We start from the raw sequence: 15,194 nt of genomic DNA on the forward strand, positions 1-15,194 counted from the left end.
CAATCCGGCAAACCCACTAATAAAGACAATAGGGGTCGTCATGGATCAACCCAGTGCAAATCCGCAGCGCAGTTACACCCGCGGATCCCAAGACAAAGCCTTGCTGGCGATGACCATCGGGCAGAAGTTCGACCAGACCGTCGCGCAATACCCGGACGGCGAGGCGTTGGTGGTGCGCCATCAGCAACTGCGCTACTCCTGGCGACAGCTCGCGGAAGCGGTGGATCTGCATGCCAGGGCTTTGCTGGCGTTGGGATTGCAGTCAGGTGATCGACTCGGCATCTGGGCGCCGAATTGCGCGCAGTGGTGCATCACCCAATTCGCCACCGCGAAGATCGGGGTGATCCTGGTCAACATCAACCCGGCCTACCGCAGCTCCGAACTTGAATATGTCCTCAAGCAGTCGGGCTGCAACTGGCTGGTCTGTGCCGGAGCATTCAAGACCTCCAACTATCACGGCATGTTGCAGGGACTGCTGCCGGAACTGGCGGAGCAATCCATCGGCCAATTGCAAAGCGAGCTATTGCCGGATCTGCGTGGCGTGATCAGCCTCGACGCACAACCGCCGTCGGGTTTCCTGCCGTGGTCGCAACTGGCCGATATGGCCGCGAGCATCGCCGCGCAACAACTGCATGAGCGCAGCGACAGCCTGCACTTCGATCAACCGGTCAACATCCAGTACACCTCCGGTACCACCGGTTTCCCCAAGGGCGCGACCCTCAGTCACTACAACATTCTCAATAACGGTTACATGGTCGGCGAAAGCATCGGCCTGACGCCGCGTGACCGACTGGTGATCCCGGTGCCGCTGTATCACTGCTTCGGCATGGTCATGGGCAATCTCGGTTGTATCACTCACGGCAGCACGATGATTTACCCCAGCGACGCGTTCGATCCGTTGTTGACTCTGCAAACCGTCGCCGAGGAAAAAGCCACCGGGCTCTACGGCGTGCCAACGATGTTCATCGCCATGCTCGATCAGCCGCAGCGCGGCGAATTCGATCTCTCTAGCCTGCGCACCGGCATCATGGCCGGCGCCACCTGCCCGATTGAAGTCATGCGCCGGGTCATCAGCGAGATGCACATGAGTGAAGTGCAGATCGCCTACGGCATGACCGAAACCAGCCCCGTTTCGCTACAGACCGGGCCGACGGATGAACTGGAACTGCGTGTAACCACGGTCGGCCGCACCCAACCGCAACTTGAAAGCAAGATCATCGACGAGGCCGGCAACCTGGTGCCGCGCGGCACCATCGGCGAACTTTGCACCCGTGGTTACAGTGTGATGCTCGGCTACTGGAGCAATCCGCAGGCCACCGCCGAGGCCATCGATGAGGCCGGCTGGATGCACACCGGCGATCTGGCGAGCATGAATGACGATGGCTACGTGAACATCGCCGGACGTAACAAGGACATGATCATTCGCGGTGGCGAGAATGTTTATCCGCGTGAGCTGGAGGAGTTCTTCTTCACCCATCCGGCCGTGGCGGACGTGCAGGTGATCGGCATTCCGTGTTCTCGGTACGGTGAGGAGATCGTTGCCTGGATCAAATTTCATCCCGGCCACAATGCTTCCGAACTGGAGCTGCAAACCTGGTGCAAGGAGCGCATCGCGCACTTCAAGACGCCGCGGTATTTCAAGTTTGTAGAAGAGTTTCCGATGACGGTGACCGGCAAGATCCAGAAGTTCAGGATGCGTGAGATCAGTATCGAGGAGCTGAAAACAGTGAGTTGAAGATCAAAAGATCGCAGCCTTCGGCAGCTCCTACACCAATCCCCTGTAGGAGCTGCCGAAGGCTGCGATCTTTTAAAAAACACAAATCACAGAAAGCACAAAGGGGAGCCGAGGCTCCCCTTTAATTTTGTCGTCGCGTGCTCTTTTTTATTATTGAGGGTCGGTCTGTTGTTGTTTTTGGCAACCGTGGCCCTTTACCGCTGTTTTTGGCGACCCCCATCCGGGGTCAAGAGCAAACGTATTTTTTTGAGCGCTGATCTGCTTTCTCGTTAAACGATCCAACCGATTCGGGAGCTACCTGAAGGTAGTTTTATTGTTCTCTGCCCGGTTGCGGGTCACTCCTGAGAGCACCCTGAAAAGCACACCTTCTCCAAAAAAATCTGTTAGCTGCGTCTCTGCCGTGTTGTTTTTGTTATGTCAGAGTCGTTACGTCTTATTTTTATTGGTTTGCCGCTTTTTATTCTTGTTATGCCATAGAGATAGCAGAACGCGTGCCAACTTTTAAAAACACTTATAAATCAATGGCTTGAGATTTTTTCAGGTTTTGTTGCCCGGCCAAAGCCAGACAATTTGTTTCCGTGTTACTCGCTTGCGCCCACATTCTGCACGCAGCGGTAACACCGTTGGCCTCACTGTGCGTTACGGGCCTTGGCCACGCGCGAGCCGCTCGGGCGACCGAGCACCGCGCTGATTTGCTGGCCCGCGGCAATCAAGGCGTCCAGGTCGATTCCGCTGTCGATCCCCAGACCGTTGAGCAGGTAAACCACGTCTTCGGTGGCGACGTTACCGCTTGCACCTTTGGCGTACGGGCACCCGCCGAGGCCGGCGATAGAGCTGTCGAACACCGCGATGCCTTCGAGCAGACTGGCGTAGATGTTGGCCATTGCCTGGCCATAGGTGTCGTGGAAGTGTCCGGCGAGTTTTTCTCTTGGCACCTGCGCCGAAACCACTTCAAACAGGCGACGAGTCGCGCCAGCGGTGCCGGTGCCGATGGTGTCGCCGAGCGACACTTCATAACAGCCCATCGCGTACAACTCGCGCGCAACCATGGCCACTTGCTCCGGCGCGACCGTGCCCTCGTAAGGGCAACCGAGCACACAGGAAACGTAACCGCGCACGGTAACGCCATGCTGTTTCGCCGCCTCCATGATCGGCGTAAACCGCGCCAGGCTTTCACTGATCGAACAGTTGATGTTGCGCTGCGAGAACGCTTCGGATGCAGCGGCGAACACCGCGACCTCCTTGACCCCAGCCGCGACCGCGTCTTCAAAACCACGCAGGTTCGGCGCCAGTGCGCCGTAGGTCACGCCGGGTTTGCGCTGGATCTGCGCGAACACCTCGGCGGACCCGGCCATCTGAGGCACCCATTTCGGTGAGACGAAACTGCCGACTTCTATATAGCCAAGACCTGCGGCGCTCAAGGCGTCGACCAGTTGCACCTTGTCAGCCACGCTGATGGGCTGGGCTTCGTTCTGCAGGCCATCGCGCGGGCCGACTTCGATCAGGCGTACTTGGGAGGGGAGGGACATGGCGTTGACCTGCTTTTTTGAATTCGTGGAGATCTTATGTAGGAGTGAGCCTGCTCGCGATAGCGGTGTGTCAGGTAATATTTGTTCGACTGACACACCGTTATCGCGAGCAGGCTCACTCCTACAGGGGATTTGTGTTGTTTGTCAGATAGCCTGCTGGCTCTTGAGCGTCTGCTCCAGCGCCTGCACGCAGCGTTCTTCGGCGGTATCGAGTTCCAGCTTCATCTGTTCGATATCCAGCAACTGCTGCTCCAGCTGTTCCCGGCGCTCGCTGATTTTCGCCAGCATGCTGTTGAGTTGTTTGGTGTTACCGCTGGACGGGTCGTAGAGTTCGATCAGTTCGCGGCATTCGGCCAGCGAAAAACCGATGCGCTTGCCGCGCAGGATCAGCTTCAGGCTGACTTTGTCGCGGGGCGAATAGATGCGTTCCTGGCCGCGACGCTCGGGGCTGAGCAGGCCTTGCTCTTCATAAAAGCGAATCGCCCGGGTGGTGATGTCCAGCTCGCGGGCGAGGTCGGAAATGCTGTAGGTCTGGCTGCTCATGAAAGCGCTCGATAAAAGGTCTTGGCGCTAAGCTAATGGCAGGTTGACGTTTACGTCAAGGACGAAAAGATCTCAGCCACCGCCATCTTCTACAGGGGAGAAATTTACAAATGTAGGAGCTGCCGAAGGCTGCGATCTTTTGATCTTTCCTCAAACCACCTGCTTATCCAGCTTCTTCTCATGCGCCGTCACCTGCTGGCACAACTCGATCATTTGCTCGCGCATCCAGCGGTTCGCCGGGTCCTGATCGGTGCTCTCATGCCAATACAGATGCGTCTCCACCGGCGGCACATCGTTGACCGGCAGATTAAACGCATGCAGTTCATGGCGACGGGCGAAACGCTCCGGCACGGTCATGACCATGTCGGTCTGCTGCATCACCTGGGACGCCATCAAATAATGCTGCGAGCGCAATGCAATCTTGCGCTGAATGCCCATTTTGCCCAGGGCCAGGTCCACATAGCCGAGGCCGCTGCGGCGGCTGGAAATATGGATGTGCGTCAGCGACAGATAGTCATCGAGGGAGAATTTTTCCTTGCCCGCCATCGGATGGCCCTTACGCATCGCGCAAACGTAGCGGTCTTCCATCAGCTTGACGTGACGCACCTGCGGGTCGGTGTTGAGCGGCGCATCAACGGCAAAATCCAGACGTCCGGCCGCCAGTTCCTTGGTGGTCTCGCGACGTTTGGACAGGAAACTTTCAATGATTACCGTCGGCGCCAAACGGCGCAAACGCTGAAACAGCGGCGGCAAAATCACTGCCTCGGTGAGGTCGGTCATGCTGATGCGGTAAGTCTTGGCCGCTTGCGCCGGGTTGAAAATTCGACTTTCCTGAACCGATACGCGCAATAGCGACAGCGCGTTGCGCACCGGGCCGATGATGTTCTGTGCCATCGGCGTCGGCACCATGCCCTGAGCCGTGCGAACGAAGAGCGGGTCGTTAAACGTCTCGCGCAACCGCGCCAACGCGTTGGACACCGCTGGCTGAGTGATGCCGACAATCTGCCCGGCACGGGTCAGGTTGGCTTCGGTGTAGATCGCGTCGAAGACGATGAAAAGGTTGAGGTCGACCTTGCTCAGATTCATAACGCGGCTTCTCTTGTTTTTAAGGGCAGGTGTTTGAGGGGCTGACAATCAGCCGATCATATATCGGTGATGAATGTTAATACACGCCGAGAATAGGCTAGGTAAATTATCAACGCTGTTCTAGCATCGATTGCATGACTTAAACAACCTCTGCCCAACAAGGTAATTGCTCATGGATTTCGCTTATTCGCCCAAGGTGCAAGAACTGCGTGAGCGCGTAACCGCGTTCATGGATACTTACGTTTACCCGGCCGAAGCCGTGTTCGAACGCCAGGTTGCCGAAGGCGATCGCTGGCAGCCGACGGCGATCATGGAGGAGCTCAAAGCCAAGGCCAAGGCACAGGGGTTGTGGAATCTGTTTCTGCCGGAATCGGAACTCGGCGCCGGTCTGACCAACCTCGAATACGCACCCCTGGCAGAAATCATGGGGCGCTCGTTGCTCGGGCCAGAGCCGTTTAACTGCTCAGCGCCAGACACCGGCAACATGGAAGTGCTGGTGCGTTACGCCAACGAAGAGCAGAAACAGCGCTGGCTCGAACCGCTGCTGCGCGGCGAGATTCGCTCGGCGTTTGCCATGACCGAGCCGGACGTCGCTTCGTCCGACGCCACCAACATGGCCGCCCGCGCCGTGCGTGATGGCGACGAGTGGGTGATCAACGGCAAGAAGTGGTGGACCTCCGGCGCTTGCGATCCACGCTGCAAAATTCTTATCTTCATGGGCCTGAGCGATCCCGATGCGCCGCGCCACGCGCAGCACTCGATGATCCTCGTGCCGGTCGACACCCCCGGCGTGAAAATCGTCCGTCCGCTGCCGGTATTCGGTTATGACGACGCGCCCCATGGTCACGCTGAAGTGCTGTTCGACAACGTACGCGTGCCGTACGAAAACGTTCTGTTGGGTGAAGGACGCGGCTTCGAAATCGCTCAGGGTCGCCTTGGCCCAGGCCGAATTCACCACTGCATGCGTTCGGTCGGCATGGCGGAACGTGCGCTGGAATTGATGTGCAAACGTTCGGTGAGCCGCACTGCATTCGGCAAACCATTGGCGCGTCTGGGCGGTAACGTCGACAAGATCGCCGACTCACGGATGGAAATCGACATGGCGCGCCTGCTGACGTTGAAAGCGGCCTACATGATGGACACTGTCGGGAATAAAGTGGCGAAGAGCGAGATCGCGCAGATCAAGGTTGTCGCACCGAACGTGGCACTGCGCGTGATTGATCGGGCGATCCAGATGCATGGCGGGGCAGGGGTGTCTAACGATTTCCCGTTGGCCTACATGTACGCCATGCAACGCACCCTGCGCCTGGCTGACGGCCCGGACGAAGTGCACCGCGCGGCAATCGGCAAGTTCGAAATCGGCAAATATGTGCCGAAGGAAATGCTGCGTAGCGAGCGCTAAAAGCTAAAAGATCGCAGCCTTCGGCAGCTCCTACAGGGGAACACATTCCAATGTAGGAGCTGCCGAAGGCTGCGATCTTTTGATCTTCTTCAGGCACTGCATCGGAACGATCAGTTGAAACTCAATAAACCCAAACCTCAACCCGCCGATTCTTGATCCTGCCTTCATCCGCGCTATTGGCCGCCACCGGCATCTGCGCGCCAAACCCGCGCACCTCGCGCAGCACCACGCCGTTTTTCACCAGTTCACGTCGCACGGCCATCGCCCGCAGTCTGGACAGCAAGTCCGCCCGCGCCGGGTCGTCCTTGAGGTCACCAAACCCTACTAGCGTTACCGCGCGATCGGTTTTGTCGTGGCGCTTTATATAGTCGAACACCCGAGCCAGATCCTGCCGAGCCTTGTTGTCTAGGCTGGCGCTGCCTTCCTCGAAACGAAAATTGACTGTCAGGCGTTGGGCGTGACGGCTGAGGGATTGATAGCCCTCGGGCATCAGCGCATTCGGTGCGACGGTCATCGCATGCACCGTCTGGCTGATAAAACCGTTGGCCGCAACAATCGCCTGGCCCTGGCGACTTTGCGCAAACGCCACCAATGCCTTGGCCCACGGGTTTTGACTGTCGGGCGGCAGATAGAAGAACAATCGTCGCGACAGCGGATAGTCTTCGGTGGCGATCAAACTGTTGAGTGGCAGCATCGATTGCGACGCGCCATCGGCTATCGCCACCGCTTTGGCCTGCCGCACGTACGGCAAGCCGATGAAGCCGATACCCTGCGGATCGCTGCTGACGGCGTCGGATAACTGCTCGCTGGATTCAAACCTTTTCGCCGCGTTACTCAGATTTTTCCCACGACGACTCAGGACCAGTTCCTTAAACGTGTCGTACGTACCGGACTGATCATCCCGCGCATATAAATGAATGGCGCCACCACGCCCGCCGAGGTCTTCCCAGGTTTTCAGCTCGCCACTGAAGATCCGCGCCAGTTGTTCGGTATCCAGTTGCTGCAATGGATTATCGGGATGAAGGATGATCGCCAGACCATCGATGGCAATGACTTGCTCAGCGCTGGGGCTTTTCAGATCACCGAGTGATTGCAGTGTCTGTAACTCACCATCCTTGATCTCGCGGGAAGAAGCGGCCAGATCGGCGCTGGCGTTTTTCAACGCGATAAATCCGGTACTCGAACCGTGGGCGGCAACTTCCACGACAACGCGTTGACCTTGCGCAGTCTGGCCGACGATACGCAGTTCATTGGCAGAGTCCGGGATTTCGCGGTGAATCTTCAGCAGACCTTGCTCTTGCAGCAAGCCTTCAACCAGTGCCGGGCCGAGTTCGGCGCCGATGGTATTGGAACCCTGAATGCGCAGTGCGGGGCCGTTTTGCGCAATGGGCAAGGCTGCGGCAGAGACCTTCAGCCATGCGCCCAACAGAAACACGAATAAAACACGCAGGGTCATGCCGGCACCAATTGAAGCCAAGGGGATTGCCGGGGAGATTAAGTCAGGCGCATGACCAAAACATTACACAGGAAAAGATCACAGCCTTCGGCAGTTCCTACAGAAAAACACCATTCCCTGTAGGAGCTGCCGCAGGCTGCGATCTTTTGATCTTGAAGAGGATCAGCTCAGTTCAAGCCAGATCGGCGCATGATCCGAAGGCTTTTCCATGCCGCGCAATTCATAGTCGACACCCGCCGCTTTCACCCGTGGCAGCAAACCGTGGGACGCCAGGATCACGTCAATGCGCAGCCCACGCTTCGGTTCATCTTCAAAGCCACGGCTGCGGTAGTCGAACCAGCTGAACATGTCGGTCACGTCCGGGTTCAGGTGGCGGTAGCTGTCGGTCAGGCCCCAGTTTTTCAGGCGGGCCATCCACTCGCGCTCTTCCGGCAGGAAGCTGCATTTGCCGGTTTTCAGCCAGCGCTTCATGTTGTCCGGGCCGATGCCGATGTCGCAGTCTTCCGGGGAAATATTCACATCGCCCATCACCACCACCGGCTGCTCGTTGTTGAACTGGCTTTCCAGCAGGGTTTGCAGATCGCTGTAGAAACGCTGCTTGGCGGGGAATTTGGTTGGATGGTCGCGGCTCTCACCCTGTGGGAAATAGCCGTTCATGATCGTCACCGGCACGCCATTGGCGTCAGCGAAAGTGCCCCAGATGAAGCGGCGCTGGGCGTCTTCTTCGTCAGTCGCGAAACCTTTGTGGATAGCAATCGGCTCCTGACGCGAGAGCATTGCCACGCCGTAATGGCCTTTCTGGCCGTGGAAATACACGTGGTAGCCAAGGGCGCGTACTTCTTCCAGCGGGAACTGGTCGTCGTGGACCTTGGTTTCCTGCAGGCCGATCACGTCCGGCTGGTGTTTTTCGATCAGCGCTGCCAGCTGATGCGGACGGGCGCGCAGTCCGTTGATGTTGAAGGAAACAATCTTCATGGTCGGCAGTCCTGGCAAAAGGGCGATGCTAGCTGACATGTGGGATGGGGGCCAGTGTTGGGGTAAGCAGATTCGGTTTGGTCTGTGGGATTTGTGCTGTCTGCAATGGCGCCATCGCTGGCAAGCCAGCTCCCACAGGGATCTCCAGCGAACATAAATTTTGTGAACACCCGAGAAACCTGTGGGAGCTGGCTTGCCAGCGATGGCGTCCGTTCAGTCGATGAAGATCCCGCTTTGGTCTATACCTGTGGGGAACCGCACCACCCGCAAAAGGTTCGTACCAACAAGAGCCCCGCCATTCAAGCGGTGCCAGGGGAGAATCACTGTCATGCCTGAAACCCAGACCGCCATCGCCGACATTCATATGCTCGACCGCGGTTATTCCCGCGAAGCCCGATCGCTGCTGTATCAGGCCTATCGCCATGAGCCGACCTTCGGTTACCTCTTCGAAGCCGAACGCCCCGGATACGAGCAACGCGTGCGGGCGACGGTGCGCGAGCTGGTCAAACAACATTTTCTGCAGGACTTGCCCGCGATCGGCCTGCTGGTCAACGACCGACTGATCGGCATCGCCCTGATTGCGCCACCGCAGCGCCGCCTGGGCATCACCGAAAGTTGGGCATGGCGCCTGCGCATGGTGCTCAGCACCGGTTTTCGCTGCACCCGGCGCTATCTGGAATACCACGATGCCGTCGCCGCGTGCGTGCCGAGTGATTCGGTACACATGTTGCCGCTGCTCGGTATTCATCCGCAGTTTCAGGGTAAGCACTTCGGCGAGCAACTGCTGACGGCCGTACACAACTGGTGCGCGGTGGACGAAACGTCCCAAGGCGTGGTGCTCGACACTGGCAATCCACGCTATCTGGAATTTTACAAACGACAGGGTTACGAGGAGATCGGCGAAGTTGCCGTCGGCCCGGTGCGCGAGCATGTGTTTTTCCATGCCAATCCGCAGGTGTTACAAACTGCGACCGCATAACGATCGAACTTTTCGAGACAAGTCCGGTTCTATCACGCTCCCAAGCTCGTGATAGCATCCGCGCCTATGAAGTTTCCAGGAAGATTTACCAGTGGCGTGCTCATGCTGTTATCCAGCTGCGCGGCGCTGGCGCAAAGTGAATTGGATGTGCGGATCAAACCGTCCAACGATGAACTCAAGGCCAATATAGAAGGCTATATCGGCAGCCTCGGTGACCGCGACGAAGAAGCCTTGCTGCGCTTCAGTCGTGGTGCCGAGGAGCAGGCGCGCAAAGCCGCGCAGGCTTTGGGCTACTACCAGCCGCAGATTGACAGCGATGTGAAGGGCGGCGACAAGCCGCGCCTGGTGCTGAACATCGATCCCGGCGAGCCGATCCGGCTGCGCAACGTGACCATTCGCGTCGACGGGCCCGCCGCCTCCTTCAAATCCTTTCGCGTACCGAAAGCCGATGTGCTCAAACCCGGCGCGGTGCTCAACCATGGTCGCTACGAAGACGCCAAGCGGCTGATCCAGAATCAGGCCTCGCGCTTCGGTTATTTCAGTGGCCATTTCACTAGTCAAAAACTTTTGGTCGACCCGCGCGCAGGCGTCGCTGATGTCGAACTGATCTACGAAAGCGGCCCGCGTTATGCGCTGGGCAAAGTCAGTTTCGAAGGCGATACGCCGTTCGACGAAGACTTGCTGCAACGCATGGTGCCATTCAAACCGGGCGAGCCTTACGACTCAGAGCTGATCGCCGAACTCAACCGCGATCTGCAATCGAGCGGCTATTTTGAAGGCGTGCGGGTCGACGCCGCGCCGACTGCCGCAAAAGATGACGTGATCCCGGTGGCCGTCAAACTCGACACGCGCAAGCCGCGCACCATGGGGCTCGGTCTCGGCTACTCGACCGACGTCGGCCCACGGATCAAAGCCAACTGGACGCGCCACTGGGTCAATCCGCAGGGCGACAGCTATGGCTGGGAAGCCGAACTCTCGGCGCCGCGGCAGAACGTCGGGCTGTTCTACGACATTCCGCTCGACCCGCCGCTGACCGATAAATTGCGTTGGGCCGGCGGTTATCAATTCGAAGACATCGAAGGTTCCGACACGCTCAGCAAACTGCTGACCTTCGGCCCGGAATGGCACAGCAAGTTGCCCAGCGGCTGGCAACGGGTGATCTCGCTGAAATGGCAGCGCGAGGAATACGAGCTTGGCGATGACTCTGGCTTGAGTACCTTGCTGATGCCCGGCATCAGTTACTCGTACCTGAAAAGTGACAACCGCATCGACCCGCACAACGGCTATCGCCTGACCTTTGAAAGCAAAGTCGCAAAGGAAGGCGTCGGCTCCGACACCAACCTTTTATATGGCACTGCGCTGGTCAAGGGCTTGACCACGGTGTTCGACAAACACCGTTTGCTCGGTCGCGTGCAGGTCGGCGGTAGCGCCACCAACGGTTACAAATCAGTCCCGCCATCGTTGCGCTTCTTTGCCGGTGGCGATCAGAGCGTGCGCGGTTACGACTACCAGAGCCTGTCCCCGGAAAACTCCGATGGCGACCGCATCGGCGGCCGCTACATGATTGCCGGCAGCGTTGAATATCAATACTCCGTCGCCGAGAAATGGCGGGTCGCGACCTTCGTCGATCAGGGTAACTCCTTCAACAAACTCGAACTGCCGGACCTCAAGACCGGGGTCGGTATCGGTGTGCGCTGGGTTTCGCCGGTGGGGCCGATCCGCCTCGACCTGGCCCACGCGCTGGACGACGACGGCGGCATCCGGCTGCACTTTTCCATGGGGCCTGAGCTGTGAAGCGTGGTTTGAAAATTACCGCACTGACGTTGTTGGCGTTGGTGTTCTTGATTGTATTGAGTGTGGCCGTCGTGCTCGGAACCAACACCGGCAGCCGCTGGGCGCTGGGTCTGGTGCCGGGCTTGAGCACGGAGAATTTCCAGGGGCGCCTCGGCGGGCAATGGAGCGCCGATCATCTTGTCTGGCAGCAAGACAGCAGCCGGGTCGAACTGGACAAGGCCATCTTCGCCTGGTCGCCGCTGTGCCTGACGCGCATGACGCTGTGCATCGATCAACTCAAGGCTGATCGGGTTGTTCTGCAATTTCCGCCGAGTGAAGAAACCACCGAAAGCGGCCCGATCAAATTGCCGGATCTGCAGTTGCCGCTGGGTCTCGAACTGGGCGATGTGCAGGTCGGCAGTTTGCTGTTTAACGGCAGCGAGCAACTCAAAGGCCTGCAACTGGCGGCCCACTGGACCGCCAAAGGCTTGCAGATCGACAGCGTGAAATTGCAACGCGATGAGCTGAGCCTGAACCTGTCCGGATTGCTCCAGCCCACCGGTAACTGGCCGCTGAACATTGCAGGGGATCTGACCCTGCCGTCTCCGGGCACCGATCCCTGGACGCTGGCGTTGAAAGTCGACGGCGATCTGTTGAAGACCCTCAATCTGCACGCCGACAGTCGTGGCTACCTTGATGGCCAGTTGAGCGGCGAACTGCAACCGCTGGCGGAAAACCTGCCGGCCAAGGTGCGTATCACGTCCGAGGCGTTCAAACCGAGCGCTGATCTGCCGGATACCCTGCAACTCAATCAACTCGTGCTGACCGGTGAAGGCGACCTGAAAAACGGTTACCAGCTAAACGGCAACGCCACGCTGCCCGCCGATAAAGGCCCGGTGGCGTTGTTGCTCAAAGGCAAGGTCGACGCCAGCGGCGCGCAAATCGCCGGCCTCGACCTGAGCGCCAACGACAAGCAAAGCCTCAAACTCACCGGCAGTGTTGACTGGAGCAAGGGTCTGACCGCTCAAGCCAACATCAATTGGCAGGACTTCCCGTGGCATCGGCTCTACAACGAAATCGACGAGCCACAGGTCGCTTTGCGTACCTTCAACGGCGAAGTGTCTTACACCGACGGTCAGTACATTGGTAACTTCGCCGCCGCGCTGGATGGCCCGGCGGGCGCATTCAGCCTGAGCAGTCCGTTTAGCGGCAGCCTTAAACAGATCGCTTTGCCGCAACTGAAAATGGAAGCCGGGCAGGGCAAGGCCGAAGGGCACGTGAACGTGCAGTTTGCTGACGGCATTGCCTGGGACGCGGCGCTGGACCTATCGGCGCTCAATCCGGCGTATTGGGTTGCGGAGCTGCCAGGCACCCTGGCCGGCCCACTGAAAAGCAAAGGCGAGATGAAGAACGAGCGCCTGAGCCTGACGGCCGATCTCGACCTCAAAGGCAAACTGCGCGGCCAACCGGCGATCCTCCAGGCCAAGGCTGACGGCGCTGGCGAACTATGGAATCTGAATGCCCTGCAAATCCGCCTCGGCGATAACAGCATCAGCGGCAAGGGCAGCCTGCAACAGAAACTCACCGGGCAGATCGACATCAAGTTGGCCCGTCTGGCCCAGCTCTGGCCAGAACTGCGCGGGCAGATCAACGGCCAGGTCAACGTCGCCGGCACGCTGAAAGCACCGCAAGGCAAGCTCGATCTGCAAGGGTCGCAACTGGCCTTTCAGGATAATCGCCTGCAAAGCCTCAATCTCGACGCCACCCTCGACAGCGCACAGCGAGCGAAAATCGATCTGAAAGGCAGCGGCATTCAGGCCGGCGATACCTCGTTGGGCACACTGACCGCCAGCGCCCAAGGCGACATCAAGAGCCAGAAGCTCAACCTCGACTTGCTCGGGCCGAAACTGAAACTGGCGCTTGGCCTGGACGGCAATCTGGACAAGGGCAATTGGCGCGGGCGCCTGGCCAGCGGCGATATTCAGGCCGGCGGCCAGGATTGGAAACTGCAAAACCCGGCCAGACTCGAGCGTCTGGCTGACGGCAAAATCAACTTCGGCGCCCATTGCTGGGTGTCCGGCAGCGCCAGCTTCTGCGGTGAAGATCAACGGCTGATGCCCGAGCCGAAACTGCGATACCACCTCAAGCAATTCCCGATTGAAAGCCTCGCGCAGTGGTTGCCCAAAGACTTCGCCTGGCAGGGCAAGCTCAATGCCGATCTGCAACTGGACTTGCCGGCGAGCGGCCCCAATGGCGTGGTCAGCATCGACGCCAGCGGCGGCACCTTGCGTATGCGTGAGAAGGATCAGTGGCTCGACTTTCCGTACCAGACGCTGAAACTCACCAGCAAGCTGACCCCGAAACGCATCGACACCGACCTCAACTTCGTCGGTGGCAAACTCGGCGAACTGATGGTGCAGGCGCAGCTCAATCCGCTGCCGAAAAACAAACCGCTGAGCGGCTCGTTCCGCCTGACCGGGCTGGACCTGTCCGTGGCGCGGCCGTTTTTGCCAATGGTCGAGAAACTCACCGGGCACCTCAACGGCAGCGGCACGATCTCCGGTGGTCTGCTCGCGCCGCTGGTCAACGGCACCGTGCAACTCAGCGATGGCGAAGTGTCCGGCGCCGAGTTGCCGATGGAGCTGCAGGATCTGCAACTCAAAGCAATGATTGCCGGTGAGTCGGTGCGTCTGGACGGCGGCTGGAAAAGCGGCAAGAGCGGGCAGGGCAATCTGAACGGCAACATCACCTGGGGCCAGGCGCTGGTGGTTGACCTAGCGCTTAAAGGCACGCAATTGCCGGTCAGCGTCGAGCCCTATGCCAAGCTTGAAGTGGCGCCGGACCTGAAGATTTCCATGGCCGGCGATGAGCTGAAAATTGCCGGCAAAGTGCTGGTGCCCAAAGGCGAAATCACCGTGCGTGAATTGCCGCCATCGACGGTGAAGGTCTCCGATGACACGATCATCGTCGGCGCGCAGACCGAACAGGGCAAACCCCCAATCGCCATGAAAATGGACATCGACGTGGTGGTCGGGCAAGACAAGTTGAGCTTCGCCGGTTTTGGCCTGACCGCCAATCTGCAAGGTCAGGTTCACATCGGTGACAACATGGACACGCGCGGCGAACTCTGGCTCAACGACGGGCGTTACCGCGCCTACGGTCAGCGCCTGACGGTGCGGCGTGCGCGTCTGCTGTTCGCCGGTCCCATTGATCAGCCGTATCTGGACATCGAAGCGATTCGCCAGACAGACGACGTGATCGCTGGTATTCGCCTGAGCGGCAGCGCGGAACAACCGACCACGCAGATCTTCTCCGAGCCGGCGATGAGCCAGGAACAGGCGCTGTCTTACCTCGTCCTCGGCCGTCCGTTGAGCACCAACGGTGAAGACAACAACATGCTCGCGCAAGCGGCGTTGGGCCTGGGCTTGATGGGCAGCGCCGGGGTCACCAGCGGCCTGGCCAAGGATTTGGGCATTCAGGATTTCCAGCTCGACACACAGGGCAGCGGCGACGCCACCAGCGTGGTGGCCAGCGGCAATATCTCCGAGAAGCTCAGTTTGCGTTACGGCGTTGGCGTGTTTGAACCGGCTAGCACCATTGCCTTGCGCTACAAGCTGAGCAAGAAGGTTTACGTCGAAGTCGCCAGCGGCGTGGCCAGTTCGCTGGATATCTTCTACAAGCGCGATTTCTAGGTCGCGTTGACGATGACCGGATCG

The 15,194-nt window shown here is 58.9% G+C and carries 10 protein-coding genes; 5 read left to right on the plus strand and 5 right to left on the minus strand.

The annotated features are described in order from the left end of the window. Positions 1–40: 40 nt before the first annotated feature. On the plus strand, positions 41–1,735 hold the full coding sequence (locus ICA16_RS01300) for an AMP-binding protein (protein ID WP_210699736.1): 1,695 nt from the start codon (positions 41–43) through the stop codon (positions 1,733–1,735). A gap of 629 nt (positions 1,736–2,364) precedes the next feature. Here ICA16_RS01300 and ICA16_RS01305 read toward each other — a convergent pair. The 3 genes from ICA16_RS01305 to ICA16_RS01315 form a co-directional block, all read right to left on the minus strand. Further along, positions 2,365–3,264, minus strand: a complete 900-nt coding sequence (locus ICA16_RS01305; protein WP_210699737.1) for a hydroxymethylglutaryl-CoA lyase — start codon at positions 3,262–3,264, stop codon at positions 2,365–2,367. Between the two features lie 144 nt (positions 3,265–3,408). Beyond that, positions 3,409–3,807 (minus strand): MerR family transcriptional regulator, encoded by a 399-nt coding sequence (locus ICA16_RS01310; protein ID WP_042559912.1) that lies wholly within the window; start codon positions 3,805–3,807, stop codon positions 3,409–3,411. A gap of 150 nt (positions 3,808–3,957) precedes the next feature. Beyond that, the gene (locus ICA16_RS01315) at positions 3,958–4,893 is read right to left on the minus strand and encodes a LysR family transcriptional regulator (RefSeq protein WP_150618354.1); all 936 of its coding nucleotides are present in this window, start codon (positions 4,891–4,893) and stop codon (positions 3,958–3,960) included. 172 nt (positions 4,894–5,065) lie between these two features. Here ICA16_RS01315 and ICA16_RS01320 point away from each other — a divergent pair, with 172 nt between their 5' ends. Beyond that, positions 5,066–6,295, plus strand: a complete 1,230-nt coding sequence (locus ICA16_RS01320; protein WP_150618355.1) for an acyl-CoA dehydrogenase — start codon at positions 5,066–5,068, stop codon at positions 6,293–6,295. Between the two features lie 121 nt (positions 6,296–6,416). On the opposite strand, the gene ICA16_RS01325 is transcribed toward ICA16_RS01320, so the two are convergent. Together ICA16_RS01325 and xthA are read right to left on the minus strand one after the other, a co-directional pair. Next, a complete protein-coding gene (locus ICA16_RS01325) occupies positions 6,417–7,751 on the minus strand; it encodes a substrate-binding domain-containing protein (RefSeq protein ID WP_210699738.1) in 1,335 nt (444 codons plus the stop codon). Between the two features lie 162 nt (positions 7,752–7,913). Then, positions 7,914–8,726, minus strand: a complete 813-nt coding sequence (gene xthA / locus ICA16_RS01330) for an exodeoxyribonuclease III (protein WP_150605358.1) — start codon at positions 8,724–8,726, stop codon at positions 7,914–7,916. A 328-nt stretch (positions 8,727–9,054) separates the two neighbouring features. Here xthA and ICA16_RS01335 point away from each other — a divergent pair, with 328 nt between their 5' ends. The 3 genes from ICA16_RS01335 (at position 9,055) to ICA16_RS01345 (ending at position 15,170) form a co-directional block, all read left to right on the plus strand. Continuing rightward, on the plus strand, positions 9,055–9,705 hold the full coding sequence (locus tag ICA16_RS01335; RefSeq protein WP_007912451.1) for a GNAT family N-acetyltransferase: 651 nt from the start codon (positions 9,055–9,057) through the stop codon (positions 9,703–9,705). Between the two features lie 66 nt (positions 9,706–9,771). Next, positions 9,772–11,499, plus strand: a complete 1,728-nt coding sequence (locus ICA16_RS01340; RefSeq protein WP_210699739.1) for an autotransporter assembly complex protein TamA — start codon at positions 9,772–9,774, stop codon at positions 11,497–11,499. After that, a complete protein-coding gene (locus ICA16_RS01345; protein ID WP_210699740.1) occupies positions 11,496–15,170 on the plus strand; it encodes a translocation/assembly module TamB domain-containing protein in 3,675 nt (1,224 codons plus the stop codon). Before ICA16_RS01340 ends, ICA16_RS01345 begins: the two co-directional genes overlap by 4 nt. Positions 15,171–15,194: the final 24 nt, after the last annotated feature.

It is taken from the genome of Pseudomonas anatoliensis, from assembly GCF_017976235.1.
GTDB classification, from domain to species: Bacteria; Pseudomonadota; Gammaproteobacteria; order Pseudomonadales; family Pseudomonadaceae; genus Aquipseudomonas; species Aquipseudomonas anatoliensis.